Origin of the sequence: Streptomyces sp. NPDC047002 (assembly GCF_040704505.1) — a bacterium.
Classification (GTDB): domain Bacteria; phylum Actinomycetota; class Actinomycetes; order Streptomycetales; family Streptomycetaceae; genus Streptomyces.
In genome coordinates, this window is sequence record NZ_JBEYWC010000038.1 from 44560 (window position 1) to 71119 (window position 26560).

At 75.5% G+C, this 26560-nt stretch carries 24 protein-coding genes and 1 riboswitch; of the genes, 11 read left to right on the top strand and 13 right to left on the bottom strand.

Translation table 11 applies throughout. From position 1 onward, the window contains the following. Positions 1 to 48 precede the first annotated feature (48 nt). Genes AB0910_RS27275 through rsmH form a run of 3 tightly spaced genes read right to left on the bottom strand, consistent with a single transcriptional unit; the run spans position 49 to position 3633 of the window. Complete coding sequence (locus AB0910_RS27275) at positions 49 to 2025, bottom strand: penicillin-binding protein 2 (RefSeq protein ID WP_366747306.1); 1977 nt, start codon at positions 2023 to 2025, stop codon at positions 49 to 51. A gap of 4 nt (positions 2026 to 2029) precedes the next feature. Continuing rightward, on the bottom strand, positions 2030 to 2674 hold the full coding sequence (locus AB0910_RS27280) for a hypothetical protein (RefSeq protein ID WP_366747307.1): 645 nt from the start codon (positions 2672 to 2674) through the stop codon (positions 2030 to 2032). Further along, positions 2671 to 3633 (bottom strand): 16S rRNA (cytosine(1402)-N(4))-methyltransferase RsmH, encoded by a 963-nt coding sequence (rsmH, locus tag AB0910_RS27285; protein ID WP_366747308.1) that lies wholly within the window; start codon positions 3631 to 3633, stop codon positions 2671 to 2673. Before rsmH ends, AB0910_RS27280 begins: the two co-directional genes overlap by 4 nt. 359 nt (positions 3634 to 3992) lie before the next feature. Here rsmH and AB0910_RS27290 point away from each other — a divergent pair, with 359 nt between their 5' ends. The 4 genes from AB0910_RS27290 to AB0910_RS27305 all read left to right on the top strand — a co-directional run bounded on the left by AB0910_RS27290 (position 3993) and on the right by AB0910_RS27305 (position 9793). Further along, positions 3993 to 4541, top strand: a complete 549-nt coding sequence (locus AB0910_RS27290) for a carbonic anhydrase (protein WP_366747309.1) — start codon at positions 3993 to 3995, stop codon at positions 4539 to 4541. Between the two features lie 301 nt (positions 4542 to 4842). Beyond that, positions 4843 to 5871 carry a MoxR family ATPase gene (locus AB0910_RS27295; RefSeq protein ID WP_366747310.1) on the top strand — a complete coding sequence of 343 codons (1029 nt, stop codon included), beginning with the start codon at positions 4843 to 4845 and terminating at the stop codon, positions 5869 to 5871. Then, the gene (locus AB0910_RS27300) at positions 5871 to 7403 is read left to right on the top strand and encodes a DUF58 domain-containing protein (protein WP_366747311.1); all 1533 of its coding nucleotides are present in this window, start codon (positions 5871 to 5873) and stop codon (positions 7401 to 7403) included. The genes AB0910_RS27295 and AB0910_RS27300 overlap by 1 nt, the downstream gene beginning before the upstream one ends. Further along, positions 7400 to 9793, top strand: a complete 2394-nt coding sequence (locus AB0910_RS27305) for a DUF3488 and transglutaminase-like domain-containing protein (protein WP_366747312.1) — start codon at positions 7400 to 7402, stop codon at positions 9791 to 9793. Before AB0910_RS27300 ends, AB0910_RS27305 begins: the two co-directional genes overlap by 4 nt. Before the next feature lie 353 nt (positions 9794 to 10146). Here the strand turns inward: AB0910_RS27305 and AB0910_RS27310 are convergent, their stop codons facing one another. The 3 genes from AB0910_RS27310 to AB0910_RS27320 form a co-directional block, all read right to left on the bottom strand. Then, complete coding sequence (locus AB0910_RS27310; protein ID WP_366747313.1) at positions 10147 to 10545, bottom strand: DUF3040 domain-containing protein; 399 nt, start codon at positions 10543 to 10545, stop codon at positions 10147 to 10149. A gap of 271 nt (positions 10546 to 10816) precedes the next feature. After that, on the bottom strand, positions 10817 to 11602 hold the full coding sequence (locus AB0910_RS27315) for a methyltransferase (RefSeq protein WP_366747314.1): 786 nt from the start codon (positions 11600 to 11602) through the stop codon (positions 10817 to 10819). A gap of 159 nt (positions 11603 to 11761) precedes the next feature. After that, a complete protein-coding gene (locus tag AB0910_RS27320) occupies positions 11762 to 12283 on the bottom strand; it encodes an SAV_6107 family HEPN domain-containing protein (protein WP_366747315.1) in 522 nt (173 codons plus the stop codon). Positions 12284 to 12914: 631 nt separating this feature from the next. On the opposite strand from AB0910_RS27320, the gene AB0910_RS27325 reads away from it, so the two are divergent. Then, positions 12915 to 14414 (top strand): FAD-dependent oxidoreductase, encoded by a 1500-nt coding sequence (locus tag AB0910_RS27325; protein WP_366747316.1) that lies wholly within the window; start codon positions 12915 to 12917, stop codon positions 14412 to 14414. A gap of 58 nt (positions 14415 to 14472) precedes the next feature. On the opposite strand, the gene AB0910_RS27330 is transcribed toward AB0910_RS27325, so the two are convergent. The 5 genes from AB0910_RS27330 to AB0910_RS27350 all read right to left on the bottom strand — a co-directional run bounded on the left by AB0910_RS27330 (position 14473) and on the right by AB0910_RS27350 (position 19082). Beyond that, on the bottom strand, positions 14473 to 15522 hold the full coding sequence (locus AB0910_RS27330) for a hypothetical protein (protein WP_366747317.1): 1050 nt from the start codon (positions 15520 to 15522) through the stop codon (positions 14473 to 14475). Between the two features lie 48 nt (positions 15523 to 15570). Beyond that, the gene (gene metF, locus AB0910_RS27335; RefSeq protein ID WP_366747318.1) at positions 15571 to 16488 is read right to left on the bottom strand and encodes a methylenetetrahydrofolate reductase [NAD(P)H]; all 918 of its coding nucleotides are present in this window, start codon (positions 16486 to 16488) and stop codon (positions 15571 to 15573) included. 32 nt (positions 16489 to 16520) lie between these two features. Continuing rightward, positions 16521 to 17213: a thiamine phosphate synthase gene (thiE, locus tag AB0910_RS27340; RefSeq protein ID WP_366747319.1), complete on the bottom strand. Its 693-nt coding sequence runs from the start codon at positions 17211 to 17213 to the stop codon at positions 16521 to 16523. A gap of 151 nt (positions 17214 to 17364) precedes the next feature. Further along, entirely contained in the window at positions 17365 to 17730 is a 366-nt protein-coding gene (locus AB0910_RS27345; protein ID WP_366747320.1) for an Rv2175c family DNA-binding protein, read from the bottom strand. Positions 17731 to 17879: 149 nt separating this feature from the next. After that, positions 17880 to 19082, bottom strand: coding sequence for an FAD-dependent oxidoreductase (locus tag AB0910_RS27350; RefSeq protein WP_366747321.1), 1203 nt, complete (start codon positions 19080 to 19082; stop codon positions 17880 to 17882). 69 nt (positions 19083 to 19151) lie between these two features. Beyond that, positions 19152 to 19264: riboswitch (TPP riboswitch) on the top strand. Positions 19265 to 19341: 77 nt separating this feature from the next. On the opposite strand from AB0910_RS27350, the gene thiO reads away from it, so the two are divergent. From thiO to AB0910_RS27375, 5 genes are all read left to right on the top strand, one after another. Then, complete coding sequence (gene thiO, locus AB0910_RS27355; RefSeq protein WP_366747334.1) at positions 19342 to 20523, top strand: glycine oxidase ThiO; 1182 nt, start codon at positions 19342 to 19344, stop codon at positions 20521 to 20523. Beyond that, on the top strand, positions 20520 to 20747 hold the full coding sequence (gene thiS / locus AB0910_RS27360; protein ID WP_366747322.1) for a sulfur carrier protein ThiS: 228 nt from the start codon (positions 20520 to 20522) through the stop codon (positions 20745 to 20747). The genes thiO and thiS overlap by 4 nt, the downstream gene beginning before the upstream one ends. 5 nt (positions 20748 to 20752) lie before the next feature. Then, positions 20753 to 21547 carry a thiazole synthase gene (locus AB0910_RS27365; RefSeq protein WP_366747323.1) on the top strand — a complete coding sequence of 265 codons (795 nt, stop codon included), beginning with the start codon at positions 20753 to 20755 and terminating at the stop codon, positions 21545 to 21547. A 148-nt stretch (positions 21548 to 21695) separates the two neighbouring features. After that, positions 21696 to 23624 carry a Stk1 family PASTA domain-containing Ser/Thr kinase gene (gene pknB / locus AB0910_RS27370; protein ID WP_366747324.1) on the top strand — a complete coding sequence of 643 codons (1929 nt, stop codon included), beginning with the start codon at positions 21696 to 21698 and terminating at the stop codon, positions 23622 to 23624. Then, positions 23621 to 24526, top strand: a complete 906-nt coding sequence (locus AB0910_RS27375; RefSeq protein ID WP_366747325.1) for a deoxyribonuclease IV — start codon at positions 23621 to 23623, stop codon at positions 24524 to 24526. Before pknB ends, AB0910_RS27375 begins: the two co-directional genes overlap by 4 nt. Positions 24527 to 24587: 61 nt before the next feature. Here AB0910_RS27375 and AB0910_RS27380 read toward each other — a convergent pair whose 3' ends face one another. Then, positions 24588 to 25220: a sulfite oxidase-like oxidoreductase gene (locus AB0910_RS27380; RefSeq protein ID WP_366747326.1), complete on the bottom strand. Its 633-nt coding sequence runs from the start codon at positions 25218 to 25220 to the stop codon at positions 24588 to 24590. Positions 25221 to 25427: 207 nt separating this feature from the next. Between AB0910_RS27380 and bfr the strand changes: the two genes are divergently transcribed. Further along, entirely contained in the window at positions 25428 to 25922 is a 495-nt protein-coding gene (bfr, locus tag AB0910_RS27385) for a bacterioferritin (RefSeq protein ID WP_366747327.1), read from the top strand. A 61-nt stretch (positions 25923 to 25983) separates the two neighbouring features. Here bfr and AB0910_RS27390 read toward each other — a convergent pair whose 3' ends face one another. Then, entirely contained in the window at positions 25984 to 26304 is a 321-nt protein-coding gene (locus AB0910_RS27390) for a (2Fe-2S)-binding protein (RefSeq protein WP_366747328.1), read from the bottom strand. Positions 26305 to 26560 lie beyond the last annotated feature (256 nt).

Below are 26560 nucleotides of genomic sequence, written 5' to 3' on the forward strand. Positions count from 1 at the left end.
GGTGGTGTGGTGTCGATCGTCACTGGCGGTTCCTGGTGCCTTGAGGGGTCAGTCGCCGGATCCCGGGTCGAAGGTGACCGGCAGCCGCGCGGGGGCGCTCCCGGTCGGCGGGACCTGCAGCGTCTTGAGGGAGAACTCCATGACCTTCTTGAAGATGGGACCGCAGATCGAGCCGCCGAAGTAGGCGCCCTTGGTCGGGTTCTGGATGGCGCAGTAGACGGTGATCTGCGGCTTGTCGACGGGCGCGAAGCCGGCGAAGGAGGCGGTGTAGCCGCGGTAGCGGCCGGTCTTGGGGTCCACCCTGTTGGCGGTACCCGTCTTGCCCGCCACCCGGTAGCCGGGGATCTGCGCCGAGGTGCCCGTGCCCTCCACGTCGCCGACCACGGATTCGAGCATGGTGCCGACGGTGCGGGCGGTCGCCGGGCTGACGACGCGGGTCTTGCGGGGCGCGGGGCCCGGTGTGAAGCGGCCGTCGGGGCCCCTGGTGCCCTTGACGAGCGTCGGCTGCACCCGTACCCCGCCGTTGGCGATGGTGGAGTACACGGACGCCGCCTGGAGGGCGTTGATGGACAGGCCCTGGCCGAAGGGGATGGTGTACTGCTGCGAGGTCGACCAGTCCCCCGGCTTGGCCAGCAGCCCCTGGGTCTCGCCGGGGAAGGCGAGCCCGGTGGGCTGCCCGATGCCGAACTTCTTCAGGTACGAGTAGAGCACCTTGTTGGCCTGGGCCTGGGTGCTGCCGAGGTGTCCTGCGGCCTCGATGGTGCCGATGTTGCTCGACTTGGCGAGGACGCCGTTGAGCGTGAGGTACTCGGTCGGGTGGTCGATGTCGTCGTGGAAGAGGCGGTCGCCGCGGTGCAGCCGGTTCGGCACGACCACATGGGTGAGCGGGGTGGCCGCCTTCTGCTGGAGCACCGCGGACATCGTCATGATCTTCGCGACGGAGCCGGGCTCGTAGGCGTCCTGGAGCGCGGCGTTGCCGAGGTTGTCGGCGCTGGCCCTGGAGAGGTCGTTGGGGTCGAAGCCGGGCGCGTCGGCCATGGCGAGGACCTCGCCGGTGCGCGCGTTCTGCACGACGACGTAGCCGCGGTCGGCCTTCGACTTCGCGACCTGGTCGGAGATGGCCCGCTGGGCCTCCCACTGGATGTCGCGGTCGATCGTCAGCTGGACGTCCGTGCCGGGCACGGCCGGCTTCTCGCTCGAACTCCCCGTGGGCACGCGGCGCCCGCCCGACTGGGTGTACGAGACCTCTCCGTCGCGGCCCGCGAGCTGCTTGTCGAGCATCGACTCGATGCCGCCCGCGCCGTGGCCGGCCCCGTTGACGAAGCCCAGTATCCCGGCGGCGAGGTCGCCGTTGGGGTACACGCGCTTGGTGGACTCCTCGTCGAAGACCCCGGCGAGCGGGTTGGTGCCGGGGCCGCCGGCTGCCGCGTCCTTGCTCGCCTTGGTGGCGAGGACGTTCTTGAGGTCCTTGATCTGGTTCCAGACCTGCGGGGTCTGCCGGGCGGCGAGGACCGTGTAGCGGGAGTTCGGGGTCCTCAGCTTCTTGACCAGGGCCGCCTGGTCGACGTCGAGGACGGGGGCGAGCAGCGCCGCGGCCCGCTCGGGCGTGTCGGGCGCCTTGCTGAAGGCGGGCGCGAACATCGACGGGTCTGCGGTGATGTCGTACGCGTCGTCGCTGGCGGCGAGCGGCACGCCCGACCGGTCGGTGATCTCGCCGCGCTCGGCGGCCACGGTGCTCTTGAGGACGCGGTTCTGGTCGGCCCGCGTGGTGTACGCGCTGGCGTCGACCGCCTGCACCTGGAGGAGCCGCACGGTGAACACCAGCACGACGAGCGTGAGGCCGAGGGCGACGAAGCGCAGCCGCGGCTTCGGGCTGCCGAGCTTCAGCCGCCTCGGCCTGCGCGGCGGCCCCGGCCGGTAGGTGCGGCGGCGGGCGGGCGCTGCCCCGCGGGCCTGGCCCGGCCGGCCGCCCGCGGGCCGCGCGGGACCGGGGACCCTGCGGCGCGGGGGTTCCTTGGAGGGCACGTGGTCACCTGCCGGGGGTGGTCGTGGGGGCGGGCGGCGCGCCGGTCAGTGCGAGCGGCACGGCCCCGTCCTGCGGGGTGGCGGCGGGGGAGGCACCCGGCGCGGGCGTGCCGGAGGCGCCGGGTGTGGCGGCCGGGCCGGGCGCGGTCTGCGGGGCGGGGCTCCCGGCCGCCGTGCTGCCCGAGGGGGCGGGGCTGCCGGACGCCGGGGAGCCGGAGGGTGCCGGGCTGCCCGACGGCGTCGCGCTCGGCGCCGGGCGGGAGGGGCGCGGGAGGGGCAGCGCGTGGGCGCGGGTGGGGCTGCCGAGCACGGTGCCGTCCGGCTGGAGGAAGGCGGGGTTGCCGCCCGGGACCATGCCGAGCATCCGGGCCCGCTGGGAGAGCGCGCCGGGCGCCGAGCTGTCGTCCACGTCGCGCTGGAGCGCCTGCTCCTCGTCCGTCAGGTCCTGGGTCTGCTTCTTGAGCTTGCTGAGCTTGAACGATCCTTCGTTGAGCGAGGAGTTCAGCATGAGCAGCGTGATCAGGCCGCCCGCGAGGAGCAGCACCACGAGCAGCACGAAGGGGGTGCGGGCCGCGGAGCCCGAGCCCGAGGGCAGCAGTCCCGCGAGCCGGGCAGCCCGGCCGCGCAGCTGCCCGGGGGCGGGGCTCACAGCGCGTCCTCGCGGATGCGCCGGGCGCCGCGCAGCCGGGCCGACGCCGCCCTGCTGTTCCCTGCGACCTCGTCCTCGCCCGGCAGTTCCGCGCCGCGGGTGAGGAGTTCGAGCCGCGGCTGGTACTGCTCGGGCACGACCGGCAGGCCGTGGGGCGCGGTGCTGGTGGCGCCCGCGGTCAGGACCTGCTTGACGATGCGGTCCTCCAGCGAGTGGTACGAGAGGACGGCGATGCGGCCGCCGACCGCGAGTGCGGAGACGGCGGCGGGCACGGCGCGCTCCAGGACCGCGAGCTCGCCGTTGACCTCGATGCGCAGCGCCTGGAAGGTCCGCTTGGCGGGGTTGCCACCGGTGCGCTTGGCGGCCTGCGGCAGCGCGTCCCTGATCAGCTCGACGAGCCGGCCGCTGCGGTCGAAGGGCTCCCTGGCCCGCTCCCGCACGATTGCCTCGACGATCCGCTTGGCCTGCTTCTCCTCGCCGTAGGTGCGCAGGATGCGCACCAGTTCGCCCGGCGGGTAGGTGTTGAGGACCTCGGCGGCGCCTGCGCCCGCGCTCTGGTCCATCCGCATGTCGAGGGGCGCGTCCTGGGCGTAGGCGAAGCCGCGGTCCGCCTCGTCGAGCTGCATGGAGGAGACACCGAGGTCGAACAGGACGCCCTGGACGCGGGGGACGCCGAGCCGGCCGAGCACCTCGGGCAGTTCGTCGTAGACGGCGTGCACCAGGGTGGCGCGGTCGCCGTGGGGGGCGAGCCGCTCGCCGGCCAGCCGCAGCGCCTCCTTGTCGCGGTCGAGGGCGATCAGGCGCGCCGCGGGGAAGGTGGCGAGCAGCGCCTCGCTGTGCCCGCCGAGGCCGAGGGTGCAGTCGACGACGACGGCGCCGGGGTCGGCGAGGGCGGGGGCCAGCAGATCAAGGCACCTCTGGAGCATCACGGGTACGTGCCGCTCGCTGCGCTCGCTCATGCGCCCTCTCTGGATCCGGCGCGCCGTACGCGGGGGCCGGGTCCCCGCCCGCTCGGAAGGGGAAGCGGTCCGCCGCCGCGAGGGCGCCGTCGGACCGTCGAGCGGGAGGAGGCCGAGCCGCACGTCCGCCGCGCACGCGGGGAGTTCCGGGAAGTGTGCGGTGGGAAACCGCGAACTTCGCGTCACTTTAGTGCACTGTCCCTTGCGGTCAATCAACCGCCCAGCGCGTCGCCCGGCTCGCACGGACCGCTCCGGCGCGGCCCGCCGGATCGGCGGGTTTCGGCCACAACGATGGCGCCGGTTGTTTGTCGCGGCCCCACAGGGGGCCCCTGGCCCCCTGTCCCCTTACCTTCATAGGTATGACGACCTCGACTCATTCCTCCCATGAGCCCCCGGCCGGCCCGCGCGACGGTGGCACGGTCACCGACCGGCTCATAGACGCCAACGGCCGCTACGCGCAGAAGTTCCAGGACCCGGGCATGGACGCCCGCCCCGTGCTCCGGGTGGCCGTGGTGGCCTGCATGGACGCGAGGATCGACCTGCACGCTGCGCTCGGCCTCGAACTGGGCGACTGCCACACCATCCGCAACGCGGGCGGCGTGGTCACCGATGACGTGATCCGTTCGCTCACCATCAGCCAGCGCGCCCTCGGCACCACCAGCATCGTGCTGATCCACCACACCGGCTGCGGCATGCAGACCATCACGGAGGGCTTCCGGCACGACCTGGAGCTGGAGGTCGGCCAGCGCCCGCCGTGGGCGGTCGAGGCGTTCCAGGACGTCGAGCAGGACGTGCGCCAGTCGATCCGCAGGGTGCGGACCTCGCCGTTCCTGCTGCACAGCGACGACGTGCGGGGCTTCGTCTTCGACGTGAAGACGGGCCGCCTCACGGAGGTCAGGGCCGACTGACCTGCCGCGCGGGCCCGGCCCGCCGCACACCCCGCAGCCCCGCCCGGCACCCGGCGCGCGCCCCGCGACGGCACGCGGGTGCGGACGCCGTCCGGCCGCGCTCGTCCCCGGATGTCCTCGGACAAGTGACACGAAGCGGTAACGGCAACAAGAATGCTCCAGGGAGACTGAACCGGAACCTTCCGGAGGCAGTGTCCGTATGTCGGGGTGGGCCGGTGGACACGTCGTGCGCCGGCCCTACGGGCATGAGGGGTACCCCAGCTCCGCACGGGAGCCACGGGGCAAGGCCGAGGAGGGCCGGGTGACGACCTATGACGACCGAGCGGATCCCACGGACCTGACCGCCACCGCAGAGCGGGTGCGCGCGTCGGTCGAGGGGGTGATCGAAGGCAAGCCGGAGGTCGTACGGCTGTCGCTGACCGTGCTGCTCGCCGAGGGGCACCTGCTGATCGAGGACGTGCCGGGCGTCGGCAAGACGATGCTGGCGAAGGCGCTGGCCCGGTCGGTCGACTGCTCCGTGCGGCGCATCCAGTTCACCCCCGACCTGCTGCCGTCGGACATCACGGGCGTGTCGATCTTCGACCAGCAGCGCAGGGACTTCGAGTTCAAGCCCGGCGCGATCTTCGCCCAGATCGTGATCGGCGACGAGATCAACCGCGCCTCGCCCAAGACCCAGTCGGCGCTGCTCGAGTCGATGGAGGAGCGCCAGGTCACCGTCGACGGGACGACGTACGAGCTGCCGAGCCCTTTCATGGTGGTGGCGACGCAGAACCCGGTGGAGATGGAGGGCACGTACCCGCTGCCCGAGGCGCAGCGCGACCGGTTCATGGCCCGGGTGTCCATCGGCTACCCGAGCGCCGAGGCGGAGCTGCGAATGCTGGACGTGCACGGCGGGCCCTCCCCGCTCGACGACCTCCAGCCCGCGGCGCACGCGCACGACATCGTCAAGCTGATCGACGCGGTCCGCTCCGTGCACGTGGCCGAGGCCGTGCAGCGCTACGCGGTGGAGCTGGTCGCCGCGACCCGCACCCACCAGGACCTCAGACTCGGCGCCTCGCCTCGCGCGACGCTGCACCTGCTGCGCGCGGCGAAGGCGTCGGCGGCCCTCGCGGGGCGCGAGTACGCGCTCCCCGACGACGTGCAGGCCCTCGCCGTCCCGGTGCTCGCGCACCGGCTGCTGCCCACGGCCCAGGCGCAGCTGGCGCGCAGGACGGCCGAGCAGGTGGTGCAGGAGATCCTCCAGCACACGCCCGTGCCGACCGCGGACGGCGGCAGGGCGCAGGGCGGCGGCCCCTTCGGCGGCCTGCGGCCCGGGCCCCGGCGGTCGTGATGCCGGCGGGCGGGCGGCCGGGCGCGTCAGGACCCGCGGCGTACGGCGCGGGCGAAAGCGAAGGGACCGGCGGGCGCAGGGCGGGCGGGCTGCGGGCAGCACTGTCCGGCCTGACGACCCGCGGCCGGGCCTTCCTCGCCGCAGGGGCCGCAGCGACCGCCTGCGCCTACGTCCTCGGCCAGCCTGACCTGCTCAGGGTGGGGCTGCTGCTGATGGCGCTGCCGCTGGTGTGCGTCGCCGTGCTCCACCGCACCCGCTACCAGGTCGCGGGCACCAGGCGGCTGTCGCCCGCCCGGGTGCCGGCCGGCGCGGAGGCCAGGGTGCACCTGCGCGTGGACAACGTGTCGCGGCTGCCCACCGGGCTGCTGATGCTCCAGGACCGCGTGCCGTACGTGCTGGGACCGCGCCCCCGCTTCGTGCTCGACCGGGTGGAGTCGGGCGGCCGCCGCGAGGTGTCGTACCGCGTACGGTCCGACCTGCGCGGCCGCTATCCGCTCGGCCCGCTCCAGCTGCGGCTGACCGACCCGTTCGGGATGTGCGAGCTGACGCGGTCCTTCAGCGCCTCCGACACGCTGACGGTCGTCCCCCGCACCGAGCCGCTGCCGCCGGTGCGGCCCGGCGGCGAGTCGGCGGGCTTCGGCGACGGCAGGCAGCGCTCGCTCGCGCTTGCGGGCGAGGACGACATGATCCCCCGCGGCTACCGGTACGGCGACGACCTGCGCCGGGTCCACTGGCGCTCCACGGCGCGCCACGGCGAGCTGATGGTGCGCCGCGAGGAGCAGCCGCGGCGCGCGCGGTGCACCGTGCTGCTCGACACCCGGGCGGCCGCCTACGCGGGCGCGGGCCCCGACTCCGCCTTCGAGTGGGCGGTCTCCGGCGCCGCCTCCGTCCTCGCGCACATGCTGGAGCGCGGCTTCACGGTGCGGCTGCTGACCGACACGGGCGCCTCGGTGCCCGGCGACGGCGGCGACGGCTTCTCCGGCGCCGCCCAGGAGTCCGCGGACTCGATGGGGCTGCTGATGGACATGCTCGCGGTGGTCGGCCACTCCCGGGACACGGACCTCTCCCCCGCCTACGACGCGCTGCGCGGCGGTTTCGAGGGGCTGCTCGTGGCGTTCTTCGGCGATCTCGACGAGGAGCAGGCGTCCGTGGCCGCGCGGACGCGGGCCCGCGGCGGCACGGCCGTCGCCTTCCTGCTGGACAGCGGCGAGTGGGCGCCAGGCCCCGGCAGCCCCGGTGGCGCCGGCGCGCCCGCAGGGGACGCCGGGCGGCGGGCGCGGCAGCTGCGGGAGGCCGGCTGGTCCGTGGTGCGGGTGCCGCCGGGCCAGGCGCTGCCCGGGCTGTGGCGGCAGGCCGCCGAGGCAGACACCGGTCCGTACGCCCGCGAGGGCGGCGCCACCGGCCCGTACGGTCCGGGTGGCGACGCGTCCGGCCCGTACGGTTCCGGCGGGGGCGCGGCGGCCGGGGGCGCGGCGGCCGGGGAACGGGCCGCGACGGGCGGTCCCGCGGGGCTCTTCGGCGGGCGGTCATGAGCGGCCGGGGGAAGCTGACGCTGTGCGCGCTGGCCGCGACGCTGCTGACGGCGTGCGCGCTGCTGCCGCTGGTCTCCTCGTCCGGCTGGCTGGCCGAGGCCGCGGTGATGGCTGCGGCCGTCAGCGGGGCGGGCGGGCTGATGCGCAGGGTGCCGCTGCCGCGGAGCCTCACCGTGCTGCTCCAGGCCGTGCTCGCGCTGCTGATGCTGACGGTGGCCTTCGTGCGGGACGCGGCGCCGCTCGGCCTGGTGCCGACGCCCGAGGTCTTCGAGGGGTTCGGGCTGCTGCTGTCGGCGGGCGGCGATGACGTGACGCGCTACTCGATACCTGCGCCGCCCACCCAGGGCATCACGCTGATGCTGGTCGGCGGGGTCGTGGTGATCGGCCTTGTGGTCGACGCGGTCGCCGTCACCCTGCGCAGCGCGGCCCCCGCCGGGCTGCCGCTGCTCGCCCTGTACTCGGTGGCCGCGGGCATCTCGGGCGGCACCGGCTCCACGTCGAGCTGGCTGTGGTTCCTGCTGGCGGCCGCCGGCTACCTGCTGCTGCTCCTCGCGGAGGGCGGCGACCGGCTCGCGCAGTGGGGCCGGGTCTTCGCCGGCCCGCCGCGGGCCGGGCGCCCGCCGGGCTCAGGTCCTGCGAGGGCCTCGGCGCCCGCGCGCACCGGCCGAAGGATCGGCATGGTGGCGCTCGGCGTCGCGCTGGTCGTGCCGCTCGCGCTGCCGCAGCTCACCGGCGGGCTGCTCGCCGACCTCGGCGGCGACGGGTCGGGACTCGGCGGCGGCACCATCTCCGCGGTCAACCCGCTGGTCTCCCTCCAGGACGACCTCAACCAGGACGACGACCGTGAGGCGCTGCGCTACCGCACCAACGCGCCCGACGGGCAGGGCATGTACCTGCGGATCATGGCGCTCGACCAGTTCGACGGCACCACCTGGCGCTTCTCGCAGCGCAGGGTCCAGGACGTGCCCGCCGCCCTGCCCTCCCCGCAGGGCCTCTCGCCCGGCGTGCCCACGGCGCGGATCAGCACGAGCATCACGGCCGCGCCCTGGTACCGGCAGAACTACCTGCCGATGCCGTACCCGGCGACCGCGGTGAAGGTCGGCGGGCGCTGGCGCTACGAGCCCGAGGGCAGGACCCTCGTCGGCGACCGCGGCCAGTCCACCCAGGACGCCCGCTACACGGTGGACAGCCTGGAGGTGAACCCGACCAGGCGGCAGCTCGCCACGGCGGGCGCTCCCCCCGCGGCGCTCGAACGCCAGTACACGGAGGTGCCGTCCAGCCTGCCCGCCGTGGTGAAGGCGACCGCGCGGCGGATCACCGCGGGATCCGCCAACGACTACGAGCGCGCCGTCGCGCTCCAGGACTGGTTCGCCGCGGACGGCGGCTTCACGTACGACACGCACGTGAACTCGGGTACGGGACCCGACGCGATCACCCGCTTCCTCAAGGACAAGCGGGGCTTTTGCGTCCACTTCTCCTTCACGATGGCCGCGATGGCCCGCACGCTGGGCATCCCCGCGCGGGTCGCCGTCGGCTTCGCACCGGGCACGCCCGAGGGCGACGGCACCGTGGACGTGGGGCTGCGGGACGCGCACGCCTGGCCCGAGCTGTACTTCCAGGGGGTGGGCTGGACCAGGTTCGAGCCCACGCCGAGCCGGGGCAGCCTGCCCGACTACACGCTCCCCGCCTCGCCCTCCGACCCGGACTCGTCGGCCTCGACGCAGCCCTCGGCCCCCGACTCGGCCGCGCCGACCGCGGCGCCGTCCACGTCGAGCAGCTGCGCCCCGCAGGACCAGCGCCTCGGCGCGTGCGACCAGGCCGCGGCCCCCGCACCGCAGCCGCCGTCCGGGTCGGGCACGGGCGGCCGCCGGTGGGCGCTGCTCGTCGGCGGGATCGCGCTCGCCGTACTGCTCGCGCTGCTGCCGCTGCTGCACCGGCTGCGGGTCAGGGCCCGCAGGCTCGGCGCGGGCGCCCACCTCGGCGGGGACCCGGCGGCGCCGGTGCTCGCGGCCTGGCGCGAGCTGCTCGACTCCGCGTGGGACCTCGGCATCGTGCCGGACGAGGCGCGCACCCCGCGGCGCGCCGCGGAGCGGATCGTGCGGCTCGGCCGGCTCGACGGGCGGGCCGCCGAGGCCGTGCACCGGCTCGCGGGCGCCGTGGAGCAGGTCCTGTACGCCCCCGACCCGGCGCCGCGCCCGGGTCTCGCAGCGGACGTGCGCCTCGCGGTGGCCGCGCTGCGGGCCCCGGCGGGGCGCACTGCCCGGCTGCGGGCGCTGCTGCTGCCCCGTTCGTCCGTCCGGGTCGTCTGGGCACTCGCGGACCGCCGCGACGCCCTCGCGGACCGCTGGGCCCCCGGCCGCCTGCTCCCGGCGTCCCGGCGCCGCCCGTAGCGCACGACGTGGCCCGCCTCCCCCGCGGAGGCGGGCCACGCGAGCGCCGCAGGCCCAGCGACTGCCGGGGCGGAGGGCCCCGAGCCCCCGGGTCTGCGCCCCCGCGGGCGCCCTGCGCCTGACGATGCAGAGCACAGCCCCGCCCCCACGTCAGCTCCCCTCGGCGTCCAGGCTCACGCGCGGCGGGGCCCCGTCCAGCCACCCACGCCCGGTAGCACTCGCGGGCGTCGGCGCCCTCCACGTCGGCGCCCCTCGCCCGCGGCGCCCCTCGCGGAGCGGCGGGCCGCCCGGTCGCGCACGCGGCTGAGGGGCGGACGCGGTGTTTCTCGCGTCCGCCCCTCAGAGGTGCTGCGTCAGTGGCCCTGCTCGTCGCGGCGCCGCTGCCAGCGCTGCTCGATCCTGTCCATCATGGAGCGGTGCTGCCGCTGGGCCCTGCCGGCGCCCCGCGCGCGGCCGGGGGCCGCCGCCTGCTCGCCGCGCTTCGGTGCCCTGCGCCAGCCGGTGACGGCCAGCACGGCGCAGCCGAGCATCACGAGGAAGCCGACGACGCTGATCCAGATCTGCTGGGCGACCATTCCTGACATGAGGAGCGCGATACCCACCAGGAAGCCGGCGACCGCCTGGTAGACCCGTCGCCGGGTGTACGTACGCAGTCCGCTTCCCTCAAGCGCTGTCGCGAACTTGGGATCTTCTGCGTACAGCGCTCGCTCCATCTGCTCGAGCATTCGCTGCTCGTGCTCAGAGAGCGGCACGGAGTCCTCCTAGTCGTCGGCCGCGGGGGCGGCCGGTATGCGGCTCCTTCAGGATAAGCGGGGAATCGCCCCCGAGAAACCCGCCCTCACTGCCCTTTCGCCCATCCGGACCGCCATGCGAACTCGGCTGTTGAGGCGTAGATTCCCCAACCCCCGGGACGTCATGCCGGAAGGTCTACCCCGATCATACGGCGCCAAGCCCGCTCGGGGGCGGGCTTGTGTCGTACTCCATGTGCGGTCGGCGGCGCGCCCGCGCCTGCCGGGGAGCCGGTCAGCCCCGCTTCTCGGCGAGAACGTGCAACTGGGTGGCGACTGCCTGGAAGGCGGGCAGGGCGGCGGCCGTCGCCTCCAGCTTGAGCAGCGCTTCAAGGGCGCCGGGCTCGGTGTCCACGAGGCCCCCGGGGACGAGGTCGGCGAAGACCCTGACGCCGTGCACCGAGACGACCGCGAGGCCCGCCTCGCGCACGAGGCCGGCGAGCTGCTCGGCCGTGAACCTGCGGGGCACCGCGTCGCCCTGGCCCCAGCGCCCGTCCGGGTCGATCAGCGCCTGCCTGGCCTCGGCGAAGTGCCCGGCGAGCGCGCGGCCGAGCACGGCCCCGCCGAGCCCGGAGGCGAGCAGGCTGAGTGCGCCGCCGGGGCGCAGCGCCTCGACGGCCTTGCGGAGGCCGTCCGCCGGGTCGTCCGCGTACTCCAGGACGCCGTGGCACAGGACCGCGTCGAAGCCGCCGCGCGGGACCACGTCGAACAGGCCGTCGATGTCGCCCTGCACGCCGCGCACCCGGTCGGCGACCCCGGCCTCAGCCGCCCTGCGCTCCAGCGCGAACAGCGCGTTGGGGCTGGGGTCGACCACGGTCACCCGGTGGCCGAGACTCGCGACGGGCACCGCGAAGTTGCCGGTGCCGCCGCCGGTGTCGAGGACGTCGAGGGCGTCAGCCCCTGTGCTCTTGGCACGGCGGGCGAGGGCGTCGTCCAGAACCTCCCTGACCACGCCCGTGCGCAGGGGGCCGCGGCGGGACGACGGCGACTCGCCGCCGGCTGCGGGGGATGGTTCCGACACGGCAGTCGACTCCTCGGACGATGGCGGCACGGACGGGTGTGCGGCGCCCAGCCTATTGCTTCCGGCCACCCCCGCTGCCGCCTCCCCCGCCCCGCGCGCCCCCGCGGCACCGCACGTCACCCGGGCACACGGAGCGGGATACGGGGCGGCCGGGACCCGCTAAGGCGCCGCGCGGCGCGGGGTCGGCAGCACCGGCCGGCGCACGAGCAGGCGCTCGACGATCCTCAGGAACATCTCGGCGTCCCGCAGCAGGTCGTCGGCGTCGCGCCGGGTCGCGGCGCCCCTGATGCCGGCCTCGGCGCGGGCCCTGCGCTCGGCGCCGGCGGCGAACAGGGCGCTCCACTCGGTCAGCTCGGGGGCGATCTCCGGCAGCACCTCCCAGGCGCTGCGGATACGGCGGCGGCGCCTGGGCGTCGTCTCGGGGCGGCCGCGCGCCGCGAGGACGGCGGCCGCGGTGCGCAGGGCGGCGAGGTGGGCGACCGCGTAGCGCTCGTTGGGCGCGTCGAGGGCCGCGGCCTCGTCGAGCCCGGTGCGCGCCTGGGCGAGCAGGTCGAGCGCGGCGGGCGGGGCGCCGGCCCTGCGCAGCACGGGGTGGATGTCGGTGGGCGGGCCCGTGGTCGGCGAGGGGGCGGGGCCACCCGGCGGGAGCCGGCGTGCGGCGCCTGCGGAGGAGCTGGCCATGACGAACCTCCTGTCGAGTGCGACGGCACGGCGGCCGTCTGTGTCCCATGGTGCGGGCCACCACTGACAATCTGCTCCGACCTGGCCTTTTCACGCGGCACTTCACCCGCGGGAGTCCCTTCGGGTGATCGCGGCGCACGGGGAGGCGCGGCGGGGCCCGGGGCCCCGGCGCTGTCGGCGCCGGGGCCCCGGGCCCCGCTCTCCCCCGTACGGACGCGGCCCGCCGTGTCCCCCGTCGGCCCGCGTCCCCGTCCCCGCCCCGTTTCCCCGCTCCCCCGTTTCCCCCGTCCCCCGTTCTCGGTGCCCCCGGTGCTCCGCGGGCCCCTCCGGGCCTTCGGCGCTCCGGGGCAGGAGGGCCCGGTGTCCTCTCGGTCACCGGCCCCTCCGCTGTGCACCCCCGTTCGGAAGGGCCGCTTCACCGTTCCGCCGCCCCGTGCCGGCGGTGCCGGTTCCGTGCCCCTTCCGTACGCTCCACTCTTCCGTCGGCGGCGGCCGGGCCCATCCGCCCGCCTACTCATCTCACTGCCTGAGTACGGGTACTCAGGCAGTGAGCCTGAACGCCGGGCGGCGGCAGCGGCCCTGCTCATGGGGTGCGGCGGCGCTGCTGAGGGCTGCCGTTAGAGTCACCGGCATGGCACGGATTGCGGTGATCGGCGCCGGGATGGGCGCGATGGCGGCGGCCGCGAGGCTCGCCGTGGCGGGGCACCGGGTGACGGTGTACGAGCGCACGGCGGCGTACGGCGGCTCGGTGGGCGGGTTCGAGCGGGACGGCTTCGGCTTCGACACCGGCCCCGCCGTGCTGCACGTGCCCGCGGTCTACCGCGATCTGTTCGTGAAGACGGGCAAGGAGCCGCTGGAAGCGTGCGTGGAGCTGGTGCAGCCCGAGCACGACGCGCTCCATGTCTTCGCCGACGGGCGGCGGGCGCTGCTGCCGAACGCGTCGCGCGGCGGGGTGGCCGCCGCGCTCGACGGGGCGTTCGGCGCGGGGGCCGGCGCCCGCTGGGCGGACTTCCTTGGCCGCGCGGGCGAGACCTGGGCGCGCACCCGCCGCCCGCTCCTCGAGGAGCCGCTGCCCGCCGATCCCGCGCCGCTCGGCCGCGACCCGTACCCGGCGCTGCGGCGGCGCAGGCTGCTGCGCGGCGCCCGGCAGGCGGCGACGCTCGCCGAGGTCGGCGCGTGGGAGCTCGGGGTGCCCGGCCTCGCCGCGCTGCTCGACGGGTACGCGCTGGCGTACGGCCTCGACCCGCGCACGGCGCCCGCGAGCGCCTCGGTTCTGCCGTATCTGGAGCAGACGTTCGGCACCTGGTACGTGCGGGGCGGGCTGCGCCGGCTGGCGCGCGCCGTGTACGAGCGGTGCGTGGCGCGCGGCGTCGAGTTCGTCTTCGGCGCCGAGGTGGCGGCGGTCGTGGAGAAGGACGGCGCGGCGGCCGGTGTGGAGCTGGCCGACGGCACCTCGGCCGCGGCCGACGCCGTGGTCGCAGGGGTCGCCCCGGCCGCGCTCCCCGCGGCCCCCGGTCAGGAGGGCGAGGGCGCCACGGGGGCAGGCGACGTGGCGCCCGGCCGGTTCACGGTGCTGCTCGCGCTGCGGGGCGGGCGCCCCGCGGGGACGGCGCACCGCACGGTCGTGCACGCCCCCTCGGCCGCCGAGGAGGCGGCGGCGGTCTTCGGCGGCTCGCCGGCCGAGCGCCCCACCGTGACGGTGGTGCGCCCCGACGACCCCGCGGTCCGCCCCGACGCGGAGCACGAGGCGGTCGCGGTCACCGCGGTGGTCGCGCCGCACGGCCCCGTCGACTGGAGCGACCGGGCGCTGCGCGTGCGGTACGCGGACCTTCTGGTGGCCGCGGCGGCGGCCGCCGTACCGGAGTTGGCGCAGCGCACGCTGTGGCGCGAGGTGCGGACCCCTGCGGAGACGGAACGGGAGACGGGCGCGCGCGGCGGCGGCGTCCCCGCGCCCGCCCTGGCCGGCGCAGGCGGCCGGCTGCTGCACCCCGCCAACTCGGCGCGCCCGCGCGGGCTCTACCGGGCGGGCGGCTGGTCGCACCCCGGCGGCGGCCTGCCGCACGCAGGCATGTCGGGCGCGCTGGTGGCCGGACTCGTCGTGGAGGGGCCCGGGTTCCGCGGCTCGCAGTGAGCCGGCGCACCGGAGCGGGCCGGGCGCGGGGGGAGGGCGCCCGGCCGGTGGTGCGGGCTCAGTAGCGGTACGGGCCGCCGGGCTCCGGCTCGGGGCGGTGCGCCGAGGGGTCGTACGGGTAGCCGTCGGGGCCGTAGCCCTGCTCGTACCCCCCCTGCCCGTCCTGGGTGCTGTCGCGCTGCTGGGGGACCCAGACCCCGCCGGGCGGGGTGTCGACGGCGTAGGGGTCCTGGTACTGCTGCCGGCCGTAGCCGTCGGCGTAGTTCTCGTAGGAGCCGTAGGACGCGGGGTCGGCGTAGGGGGCGGTGTAGGTGTCGTAGCCGTCGTACTGGCCCTGGTACGCGGGCTGTTGGCCGCCGGGCTCCGTCTGGCCGCTCTGGTCGCCCTGGGCCTGGTCGCCGTAGCCGTACCCGTAGCCGTACTGCTGTTGCGGGTACCCGGCCTGGTCGGGCCGGTCCTGGTAGGTGCCGTACGCGTCGTTGACACCGTAGGCCGCGTATCCGGCGTGCGCCGCGGGCTGTTCGTAGCCGCCGTAGGCGTCGTAGTCGGCGGGGGCGTAGTCGGTGTGCCCGCCCTGGCTCTCGGCGGCGAACGCGGCGGTGCCGAGGCCCGAGGCGGTGTCGGCGGGGTCGCTGTGGACGCCGTACTGCGTGCCCGTGTCGTCGGGCAGCGGCTGCGGCGCGTAGACCGCCGTCTCGTCGGCGGCGCCCTGTCCCCCGTCCCCCGCGGTGAAGTCGCCCGGCACGGCGGCGACCATGGTCTGCTCCTGCGCCGGCTCCTGCTCGGGGGCGGCCTCCCGGGGCGGCGCCGCGTCGGCGCCCGCGGCGCCCTTGCGGCGCCTGCTGGTGCTCGGGCGCCCGCCGAGCGCCCAGCCCGTGGAGTAGCCCTTCCTGAACGACAGGGTCACATACGTCTGCCCGACGCCGAAGGCGATCGCCCCGCCGACGATCACCAGGATCGACGGCAGGACCACGCCGACGACGACCGTCAGGAAACCGGCGAAGGCGAGCAACCGCCAGCGCAGCCGCGCCTTGTACTGGAGCAGCACCTCGCCGAGGAGCCAGAGCGCGACCATGCCGAACGCGATGTAGAGGACCGCCCAGCCCATGTACGCCCCTCTCGTACGGCCGCCGCACCCGGTGGTGTGCGGCGCCGGTCAGGAATGCCCGTGCAGTCCGAGATTCTCGTGGATCTCAAGTGTCGCAGTGGAGTTGTTGAGCGTGATGAAGTGGAGGCCCGGCACCCCTTCCGCGAGGAGCCGCGCGCAGAACTCCGTCGCGAACTCGATGCCAATGGAGCGTACAGCCGCTGGATCCTCCTTGGCCGCGAGGATGCGGTCTTTGAGCCGGGCGGGCACCGCGGCGGTGCTCAGCGAGGGCAGCCGCTCCAGCTGCTTCACGCTCGTGACCGGCATGATCTCCGGGATGATCGGCGTCTCGCAGCCCGCGGCCGCGGCCCGGTCGCGCAGCGCGAGATAGCTCTCGGGCTCGAAGAACATCTGGGTGATCGCATAGTCGGCGCCCGCACGGCACTTGGCGGTGAAGTGGCGGATGTCGCTGTCCCAGTCGGGCGAGCGCGGGTGCATCTCGGGGAAGGCGGCCACGCCGACGCAGAAGTCCCCGGACTCCTTGATCAGCTCGACCAGTTCGACGGCGTACTCGACGCCCTCGGGGTGCCTGGTCCACTCCCCCATCGGGTCGCCGGGCGGATCGCCGCGCACCGCGAGGATGTTGCGGATGCCGGCGGCCGCGTACCTGCGGACCATGTGGCGCAGCTCGGCGACGGACTGGCCGACCGCCGTCAGGTGCGCGACGGGGGTGAGGGTGGTGTCGGCGGCGATCTGCTCGGTCGCCCTGACCGTGCCCGTACGGGTGGAGCCGCCGGCGCCGTACGTCACGGAGACGAAGCTCGGCGCGACGGCCTCCACGCGGCGCAGCGCGTTCCACAGGTTGCGCTCGCCCTTCGCCGTCCTCGGCGCCCAGAACTCGAAGGAGCGGCTGAGCCCGCCCTCGGCGAGCACGTCGCGGACGGTGCGCGCGTGCGGTATCCAGGTGGACGGGGTGCCGAGGGCCATACGGGCAGGTTAGCGACTTGCGGCGGGCCCCGTCACGCGGCGCCCGCGCCCCGGGCGGCAGCGGCGGCCGCCCGCTCCCTGACGCGGGAGGCGAGCGCGGCGCTCGCCGCGGCCGGGTCGTCCGCCTCGGTGACGGCCCGTACGACGACGATCCTGGTGGCCCCGGCGTCCAGCACCTCGTCGAGGTTGCCCTCGTCGATCCCGCCGATGGCGAACCAGGGGCGGTCGATGCCGTGCGCGGCGGTGTGGGCCGCCGTGTGCCGCACCAGGGCGAGGCCCGGCGCGTGCCGTCCCGGCTTGGTGGGGGTGGGCCAGCAGGGCCCCGTGCAGAAGTAGTCGACGCCGGGCTGGACGGCCGCGGCCTCCGCCTCGGCCTCGGCGTGCGTGGAGCGGCCGATCAGCGGCCGGTCGCCGAGGATGGCGCGGGCCGCGGGCACCGGCAGGTCGCCCTGGCCGAGGTGGAGCACGTCGGCGCCGGTCGCGTGCGCGACATCCGCGCGGTCGTTGACCGCGAGGAGTGCGCCGTGCCTGCGGCAGGCCTCGGCGAAGACCCGGAGGTGGTCGAGCTCCTCGGCCGCCTCAAGCGACTTGTCCCTGAGCTGGACGATGTCCACCCCCGAGGAGAGGACGGCGTCGAGGAAGGCGGGCAGGTCGCCCTGGCGCTTGCGGGCGTCGGTGCACAGGTAGACACGGGCGTCGGCGAGCGCGGCGCGGGCGGTGGACATCGGGTGTTCCCCCCTGGTACGTCCCCGGGGCGGCGGCGGCCGCCCCGGGGCATCGGTGTGCCGGCTGGCCCGGCCCTGCTGCTTCCCGTTCTCCTGCTGCACTGTCCGGCGTCCGCCGTCCCGCGCCCCGGGTGGGCGCGGGCGGCGGATGTCAGACGGCGAGCGCCTGCGCCCGGCGCTTCACCTCCGTGCCGCGGTTCTCGCCCAGGGCCTGCGCGGGCGTGCCCGGCAGGGTCGGGTCGGGCGTGAACAGCCACTCCAGCATCTCCTCGTCGGAGAAGCCGTCGTCCTTCAGGAGCGTCAGCGTGCCGACGAGCCCCTTGACGACCCTGTCGCCGTCGATGAAGGCGGCGGGGACCTGGAGTGTCCGGTTCTCACCGCGGCGCACGGCGATCAGCTGGCCTTCCTTCACCAGCTGGCGCACGCGCGTCACCTCGACGTCCAGCTTCTCCGCGATGTCGGGGAGGTGGAGCCACTCGGGGACGAGGGCATCGATCTTCGCGTCAATCTCGGTCACGGGGACAAGCCTGCCATCCCGGACTGACAGACGGTAGCGGTGGCGGTCCGAGCGGGGCACGCGGGCCGGCTCCGGGCGGGGCGCGAAGGGCCGGTTCCTGGCGGGGGACGCGGACCGGTTCCGGGCAGCCGCTGGTGCGCAGGCGCTCCCTAGCGCAGGGCGCGCTTCAGCGGTACGGACGGGTCGGCCGCGCGCTCCGGGTCGAGCAGAGCGCCCGCGTCGACGAGCTTGCGCCCCTGCGCCAGGTCGCGCGGCCTGCCCACGGCGAGCAGCGCGACGAGCGCGCCCTCGCGCAGCCACAGCGCCGACCAGGCGCTGCCCCGCGGGTCGCCGCGGGGCACGAGCAGGTCGGCGCCCGTGTGGTGGCCCGCGTACTGCACGAAGCGGCCGAACTGCTCGGACCAGAAGTACGGCACCGGGTCGTACGGCTCGGCCGCCGCGCCGGTGAGGTGGGCCGCGACGGTGCGCGGGCCCTGGAGCGCGTTGTCCCAGTGGTGCACGAGGAGCCGCTCGCCGTAGCGGGCCGAGGGGAAGGAGGCGCAGTCGCCGACCGCGTACACGCCGGGCAGGGAGGCGCGCAGCGACGCGTCGGCGCGCACCGCGCCCTCGGGGCCGAGCTCCACGCCGGAGCCGGCCAGCCACTCGGTCGCGGGGCGGGCGCCGATGCCGACGAGGACCGCGTCCGCGGCGATGGCCCGCCCGTCGGCGAGGTGGACCGCGCCCTCCTCGACGCGGTCCACGCCGACGCCGGTCAGCAGGGTGGTGCCGCTCTCCGCGTACCAGTCGGCCATCGGCACGGTGACCTCGGCCGGCAGCGCGTGCGCGAGGGGGCGTTCCGCGGCCTCGACGACGGTGACGGCGCATCCTGCGGCGCGCGCAGCCGTGGCGAACTCGGCGCCGATCCAGCCGGCGCCGACGATGGCGATGTCGCGCTGCGCCTGGAGGAGGGGCCGCAGCACCGCCACGTCGTCCAGCGTCCGCAGCACGTGCACGCCCGGCACGCCCGACGCGCCGGGCAGGGTGCGCGGCCTGGCGCCGCAGGCGAGGACCAGCGCGTCGTAGGGGACGGGACCCGCGGCGGTGTCCACCACGCGCTCGCCCGGCCGCAGCCCGGTCGCCTCCACGCCGAGCCGCAGCTCCACACCGAGCGCGTCGAAGTCGATGTCGAAGGCGGAGCCCTCGGCCTGGCCGAGGAGCACGGCCTTGGACAGCGGGGGCCTGTCGTAGGGCGGATGGGTCTCGGCACCGAGCACGGTGACGGGTCCTTCGTGGCCGCACTCGCGCAGCGCCACCGCGGTCTGCACGCCGGCCATGCCCGCGCCGACGATGACGACTCTCTGGTCCTCGCTCACGCGCTCACCATAGATCCCCGGGGCCCCGGGCCGTCTTACGGGACGGCGTGGCAGGGTCTACCCTGGCCCGGAAGACCTCGCGGGAGCCCGGGCGGACCGGGCTGAGAGGGAGGCTGGGCGGCCTCCGACCGTACGAACCTGATCCGGGTCATGCCGGCGAAGGGAGGGGCTGACGACCGTGCAGCCTTCCGACACACCCGACACAGCGCACCGGCGCACCGCGGCGCCCGCGGGCCGGGGCGGCGCCCGCGGCCACGACGTGCTCGTGGTCGGCGGCGGGATCATCGGGCTCGTCACCGCCTGGCGGGCCGCGCAGCGCGGTCTGCGCACCTGCGTGGTCGACCCGGAGCCCGGCGGCGGCGCCGCACAGGTCGCCGCGGGCATGCTGGCCGCCGTCACGGAGCTCCACTACGGCGAGGAGTCCCTGCTCGGGCTCAACATCGCGTCGGCGCGCGCCTATCCCGAGTTCGTGGCCGAGCTGGAGGAGGCGAGCGGCCGGGACACCGGCTACCGCGCCTGCGGGACGCTCGCCGTGGCGCTGGACAGCGACGACCGTGCGCACCTGCGGGAGCTGCACGCCTTCCAGCAGAAGTGCGGCCTGTCCTCCGAGTGGCTCGGCGGACGGGAGTGCCGCCGGCTCGAACCGATGCTCGCGCCCGGCGTCAGGGGCGGGCTGCGGGTCGACGGCGACCACCAGATAGACCCGCGCAGGCTGGCCGCCGCGCTGCTCGCCGCGTGCGAGCGCGCGGGCGTGGTCCTGCACAGGGGCTGGGCGCGGCGGCTGACCGTGCGCGGCGGGCGCGCCGTGGGCGTCGAGCCTGCGGAGGGGCCCGCGATCGCCGCGGGCCAGGTGGTGCTCGCCGGGGGCAGCCTGAGCGGCCGGCTCGACGGCGTGCCCCCCGAGGTGCTGCCGCCGGTGCGGCCGGTGAAGGGCCAGGTGCTGCGGCTTGCGGTGCCGCGGGCGTACGCGCCGTTCCTCTCGCGTACGGTGCGCGCGGTGGTGCGCGGCGCCGACGTGTACCTGGTCCCGCGGGAGAACGGCGAGCTGGTGGTGGGTGCGACCAGCGAGGAGCTGGGGTGGGACACCACGGTCACCGCCGGCGGGGTGTACGAGCTGCTGCGGGACGCGCACGAGCTGGTCCCCGGGATCACGGAGCTGCCGCTCACGGAGACGAGGGCGGGGCTGCGGCCCGGCTCGCCCGACAACGCGCCGCTGCTCGGCCCGACCGCGCTGCCAGGACTGCACCTGGCGACCGGGCACTTCCGCAACGGCGTGCTGCTGACGCCGGTCACGGGCGAGGCGCTGGCCTCGGCCCTGGCGACAGGTGAACTGACCGAGGTGGCAAGGCCGTTCGGGCCCGAGCGGTTCGCCGGCACGGCGGTCGGCGGGCCCGCAGAGGGCCGTACGGTACGAGTGGTACGAGAGGGGCGGTCGGCATGAGCGAGGGTACGGCGGGGCGCGTGGTGCGCGTGTCGGTGAACGGCACGCCGCGGGAGGTCGCGGTGGCGACGACGCTCGACGTGCTGGTGGCGTCGTTCACGGCGGCGGCGTCGGGCGTCGCAGCGGCGGTCAACGAGACGGTGGTGCCGCGCGGCAGCTGGCGGGACACCCCGCTCGGCGAGGGCGACCGGGTCGAGGTCCTCACCGCGGTGCAGGGCGGGTGACGGGCATGGCCGACGACGCGCTGACCATCGCCGGGGTCTCCTTCACGTCCCGGCTGATCATGGGCACGGGCGGGGCGCCCAGCCTCGACGTGCTCGAACGCTCGCTCGCCGCATCGGGCACCGAGCTGACGACGGTCGCCATGCGGCGGCTCGACCCCGGGGTGCAGGGCTCCGTGCTGTCGGTGCTCGACCGGCTCGGCATCAGGGCGCTGCCCAACACGGCGGGCTGCTTCACGGCGGGTGAGGCGGTGCTGACGGCCCGGCTCGCGCGCGAGGCGCTCGGCACCGACTGGGTGAAGCTGGAGGTGGTGGCGGACGAGCGGACGCTGCTGCCCGATCCCGTGGAGGTGCTCGACGCGGCGGAGACGCTGGTGGACGACGGCTTCACGGTGCTGCCTTTCACCAATGACGACCCGGTGCTCGCGCGGCGGCTCGAAGAGGTCGGCTGTGCGGCCGTGATGCCGCTCGGCTCCCCCATCGGTTCGGGTCTCGGCATCCGCAATCCGCACAACTTCCGGCTGATCGTGGAGCAGGCGGGCGTGCCGGTCATCCTGGACGCGGGCGCGGGCACCGCGTCGGACGCGGTCCTCGCGATGGAGCTGGGGTGCGACGCGGTGATGCTGGCGTCGGCGGTGACGCGGGCACAGGCCCCGGTGCTGATGGCCGAGGCGATGCGCCACGGCGTCGAGGCCGGCCGCCTCGCGCGCCTCGCAGGACGCATCCCGCCGCGCCACCACGCGGAGGCGTCGTCGCCCGTGGACGGGCGTGCCGACCTGGACCCGGAGCGCCCGGCGTTCTGAGCCGTGGCGCGGGCCCTGCCGGGGCCCGCGCCACGGGCCGGGCGGGCGCACGGCCGCGTGCTCCGCCGCTGCTCGGGGCGTCACAGCTCTGCTGCAAGGGCCGCGGACCGTGGGCGCCCCCTACCCGGGCTGACCGTAGACTCGGCGCGTGGACACGACCCTCAATGACCCGATCGTCGGGCAGGTGGTCGACGGCAGGTACCGCGTCGACGCGCGCATCGCGGTCGGCGGGATGGCCACGGTGTACCGCGCCGTGGACACCCGGCTCGACCGGGTGGTCGCGCTGAAGGTGATGCATCCCTCGCTCGCCGTCGACGCCGCGTTCGTGGAGCGGTTCATCCGGGAGGCCAGGTCGGTGGCGCGGCTCGCGCACCCCAATGTGGTCGCCGTCTTCGACCAGGGCGCCCAGGGCGCGTACGTGTACCTGGCCATGGAGTACGTCGAGGGCTGCACCCTGCGCGACGTGCTGCGCGAGCGCGGGGCGCTCAAGCCGCGCGCGGCTTTCGACATCCTGGAGCCGGTGCTCGCCGCGCTCGGCGCCGCGCACCGCGCAGGTTTCGTGCACCGCGACATGAAGCCGGAGAACGTCCTGATAGGGGACGACGGCCGGGTCAAGGTCGCCGACTTCGGGCTCGTACGGTCCGTGGGCGACGCCACCGGCACCACGGGGTCCGTGCTCGGCACGGTGTCGTACCTCGCCCCCGAGCAGCTTGAGGGCCTGCCGGCCGGCGCGGGGCCGGGCGTCGACGTGTACGCGTGCGGCGTGGTGCTGTACGAGATGCTGACGGGCCGCAAGCCGCACGGCGGCGAGACCCCGGCGCAGGTCGTCTACCAGCACCTCAACGAGGACGTGCCGGCGCCGTCCGCGGCCGTGCCCGGCCTCGCCCCCGCGCTGGACGCGCTGGTGGCGCGGGCGGCTGTGCGCGACCCGGCGCGGCGGCCCGCCGACGCCGTGGCGCTGCTCGCCCTCGCCCGCGGGGCGCGCGCCGCGCTGACGGAGGCGCAGCTGGACGCGGAGCCGCCTGCGGCGCGCCCCGCGAGCGGGACCGCCGGGTCCGAGAACCGTACGAGTGTCCTGCCGGGCGCCGCGCTGCCCGGCGGGCCCGCCGGGGGTGTCGGCAGGACGAGCCGGCTCGACCTGCCGCCCGCGGGTCCCGGGGGCGGCGCGGGCCGCCCCGGCGGCCGGGCACCGCGGCGGCGGCGCAGGAGAGTCGCCGCGCTCGCCGCGCTGCTCGCCGTGGTGGTCGGGGTGGGCGTCTGGTACATCGACTCGGGCCAGTTCACCCGGGTGCCGCCGCTGCTCGGGCAGAGCGAGCAGGCGGCCGAGAAGCGGCTGTCGGACGCGGGGCTCGACGTGCGCGTCGCGCGGGGCTTCAGCGACGCCTTCGCCGCGGGCACGGTGATGGGCAGCGACCCTGCGCCGGAGAGCCGGGTCAGGGGCGGCGGCCCGGTGACGCTGACCATCTCGCGCGGCCCGCGGATCGTGCGGGTGCCCGACCTCGCGGGGCTGCCGCTCGCCGACGCGAGGGCCGCGCTGACGAAGGCGGGCCTCGCGCCGGGGCTCGTCACCCAGTCCTTCGACGACGCGGCGGACCGGGGTGCGGTGATCTCGTCGGACCCGGGCGCGGGCGCGCGGGTGCGCCCCGACAAGGCCGTGGCACTGAAGGTCAGCAGGGGCCCTGCGGTCGACGTGCCGGACGTGACGGGCGAGGACGTGGACGAGGCGGCGTCCGACCTCGCGGACGCGGGCCTGAAGGCGAAGGTCGCGCCGCAGCGCGTGCAGTCCGACGAGGACGCGGGCACCGTGGCCCGGCAGTCGCCCGGCGAGGGCGGGAGGCTGGCCGAGGGCGACACCGTGACGCTGACCGTGTCGAAGGGCCCGAAGATGGTCACGGTCCCCGACGTGACCGGCACGTCGGCCGACGCGGCGCGCAAGGCGCTCAAGGACAAGGGCTTCGAGGTGACGGTGGACCGCAGCTTCCCGTTCATCGACGACACCATCACCGACCAGTCGGTGGCGGGCGGCGACAAGGCGCCGGAAGGCAGCACGATCACCATCAGGACGGAAGGGCTGTGACCGCTCCCCACTCCCCCGGGCCCCGCGGGGGCCGTCAGGACGGCGCCGCGCGCCGGCCGGTCGGCGCCCATGTGCCGGTCGCGGGCGGCCTCGCCGCCACCGGCCTCGGCTACGCGCGCGACCTCGGCGCCGAGGCCGTGCAGGTGTTCGTCGCCAACCCGCGCGGCTGGGCGACGCCGCCGGGCAGCCGGGCCCAGGACGAGCTGTTCCGCGCCGGGTGCGCGGCGGCCGGCATCCCCGCGTACGTCCACGCGCCCTACCTGATCAACTTCGGCTCGCACTCGGCCGAGACGGCCGCGCGCTCCGTCCAGTCGATGCGGCACAGCCTGCGGCGGGGCCGGGCGATCGGCGCGCGCGGCGTGGTCGTGCACACGGGCTCTGCGACCGGGGGCCGGGACCGGGCGACGGCGCTCGCGCAGGTGCGGGAGCTGTTGCTGCCGCTGCTCGACGAGCTGACGCACGACGACGACCCGCCCGTGCTGCTCGAACCGACCGCGGGCCAGGGGGCCTCCCTCTGCTCGCTGATCGCGGACCTCGGCCCGTACACGCAGGCGCTGGACGCGCACCCGAAGCTCGGCGTCTGCCTCGACACCTGCCATGTCTTCGCAGCCGGGCACGACCTGGCGGGCCCCGGGGGCATGGCGCGGACGCTGGACGCGCTGGTGGAGACCGTGGGGCCCGGCAGGCTCGGCCTGATCCACGCGAACGACTCGAAGGACGTGTCCGGGGCGCACAAGGACCGCCACGAGAACATCGGCGCGGGCCACATCGGCGAGGAGCCGTTCGGGAAGCTGTTCCGCCACCCGGCGACGGCCGGTGTGCCGCTGGTGATCGAGACGCCCGGCGGCAGGTCCGGGCACGCGGACGACGTGGCGCGGCTGAAGAAGCTGCGCGACGGCTGAGCCGCGGGCGGGCGCGGGAGTGCAGGCCCAGGGCCGCGCGGCGGCCGCAGCGGAAGAACCGTTACAGCTCCGGGCCCTCGCCCGGCTCCTCCTGGTAGGTGAAGCGCTGCTCGGCCCACGGGTCGCCCACGTTGTGGTAGCCGCGCTCCTCCCAGAAGCCCCTGCGGTCGGCCCGCATGTACTCCACGCCCCTGACCCATTTGGGCCCCTTCCAGGCGTAGAGGTGCGGCACGACGAGGCGCAGCGGGAAGCCGTGCTCCGCGGTGAGCAGCTCGCCCTCGCGGTGCGTGGCGAAGATCGTGCCCTCCGCGGTGAAGTCCGCGAGCCGGAGGTTGGCGCTGTAGCCGTACTCGGCCCAGACCATCACATGGGTGACATGGGGGTCGGGCGGGGCGAGGTCGAGGACGGTCTTGGCGTGCACACCGCCCCACTCGGCGCCGAGCATGCTGAACTTCGTCACGCAGTGCAGGTCGGCCACGACCGTGGAGAACGGCAGCGCGGTGAACTGCTCGTGGTCCCAGCAGCGCTTCTCGCCGTCCGCGGTGGCGCCGAAGACGCGGAACTCCCACCGCTCGGGCCTGAACTTCGGCACGGGGCCGTAGTGGGTGACGGGCCAACCCCGCTGGAGGCGCTGCCCAGGGGGGAGAAAGGCCCCTTCCGGTGCCGGCCGGCCCCGGCTCTGCTCCTCACCCATGCTTTACATGGTGACAGACCGGGAGGGGTGGTGAGGACCGGGGCTCACGGCATATCGCCCCAGCTCATGGCAAGGACGCCCTTACTGGACGGCCCCGCGCGGCGATGCGAGACTGCCGCCAGTCCCACCGGGCACATGCCTGACACGCGTCACGTCTCGCGTGTCCCTTTGTCTCACCTTGTCTCACCGCTGGAAGGAGCCGCTGCCATGCAGGGCGACCCCGAGGTCCTTGAGTTCTTGAACGAGCAGCTGACCGCGGAGCTCACCGCGATCAACCAGTACTTCCTGCACGCGAAGATGCAGGAGAACTTCGGCTGGACGAAGCTCGCCAAGAACACCCGCGCGGAGTCCTTCGACGAGATGCGCCACGCGGAGATCCTGACGGACAGGATCCTGCTGCTCGACGGCCTGCCGAACTACCAGCGCCTCTTCCACGTCCGGGTCGGCCAGACCGCCACGGAGATGTTCGAGGCGGACCGGCAGGTCGAGGTGGAGGCCATCGACCGCCTCAAGCGCGGCATCGACGTGATGCGCGCGAAGAACGACCACACGTCCAAGCGCATCTTCGAGGCCATCCTTGAGGACGAGGAGCACCACATCGACTACCTCGACACGCAGCTCGGCCTGATCGAGAAGCTCGGCGAGGCGCTCTACATCGCCCAGCAGATCCAGCAGCCCGAGGGCGAGGGCGACAGCAAGTAGCGCCGTCCGCGGAGGCGCGCCCCCGCGCCCTGCCCGGTGGTGCGCGGCCGGCTGCCGGCCGTCAGGCCGCGTACGGGAGGGATGCGGGTCCGGCCTCGGCGGCCACGGGCACGGGCGCCAGGGGTTCGGCGGCAGGGCCGAAGGGCTCGGCGGGCGCCAGGGGCTCAGCCGGCTCGAAGGGCTCGGCGGGGGCGGCCGCCCGGTCGGGCTCGCGGCGCGTGCAGGCCCCGCGGCCGAGTATGGACTGGATGCGCCGGACGCAGCCGCCGCAGTCCGTGCCGGCCCTGCACTGGGAGGCGATCTGGCGCGGCGTGCAGGCACCCGCCTCCGCGTGCGCCTTGACCTGCGACTCCGTGATGCCGAAGCAGGAGCATACGTACACGCGGTGTCACCTCCCGTGGGCCGGTCTCAGGATGCCGTCCCGACGTATCGGTGAGGCTAACCTAACCTTACCCGGGCCCGCATTCCGGGAGAACCCCCAAAGCGAGTGATGGGGCACGGATCACAAGCAGTGATCCGTGCCCCATCGGCACTCCGGCCGGTCCGTGTGGTGGCGTTACTGGTCGCGGTACATCTCGGCGACGAGGAAGGCCAGGTCGAGGGATTGGCTGCGGTTGAGTCTGGGGTCGCAGGCGGTC

Coding starts and splice junctions, on each gene's coding strand:
- AB0910_RS27290 (WP_366747309.1), top strand. CDS start 3,993: ATGACGACCTCGACTCATTCCTCCCATGAGCCCCCGGCCGGCCCGCGC.
- thiE (WP_366747319.1), bottom strand. CDS start 17,213: ATGTCCACCGCCCGCGCCGCGCTCGCCGACGCCCGTGTCTACCTGTGC.
- AB0910_RS27305 (WP_366747312.1), top strand. CDS start 7,400: ATGAGCGGCCGGGGGAAGCTGACGCTGTGCGCGCTGGCCGCGACGCTG.
- AB0910_RS27325 (WP_366747316.1), top strand. CDS start 12,915: ATGGCACGGATTGCGGTGATCGGCGCCGGGATGGGCGCGATGGCGGCG.
- bfr (WP_366747327.1), top strand. CDS start 25,428: ATGCAGGGCGACCCCGAGGTCCTTGAGTTCTTGAACGAGCAGCTGACC.
- AB0910_RS27320 (WP_366747315.1), bottom strand. CDS start 12,283: ATGGCCAGCTCCTCCGCAGGCGCCGCACGCCGGCTCCCGCCGGGTGGC.
- AB0910_RS27380 (WP_366747326.1), bottom strand. CDS start 25,220: ATGGGTGAGGAGCAGAGCCGGGGCCGGCCGGCACCGGAAGGGGCCTTT.
- AB0910_RS27365 (WP_366747323.1), top strand. CDS start 20,753: ATGGCCGACGACGCGCTGACCATCGCCGGGGTCTCCTTCACGTCCCGG.
- AB0910_RS27300 (WP_366747311.1), top strand. CDS start 5,871: ATGCCGGCGGGCGGGCGGCCGGGCGCGTCAGGACCCGCGGCGTACGGC.
- rsmH (WP_366747308.1), bottom strand. CDS start 3,633: ATGAGCGAGCGCAGCGAGCGGCACGTACCCGTGATGCTCCAGAGGTGC.
- metF (WP_366747318.1), bottom strand. CDS start 16,488: ATGGCCCTCGGCACCCCGTCCACCTGGATACCGCACGCGCGCACCGTC.
- thiS (WP_366747322.1), top strand. CDS start 20,520: ATGAGCGAGGGTACGGCGGGGCGCGTGGTGCGCGTGTCGGTGAACGGC.
- AB0910_RS27330 (WP_366747317.1), bottom strand. CDS start 15,522: ATGGGCTGGGCGGTCCTCTACATCGCGTTCGGCATGGTCGCGCTCTGG.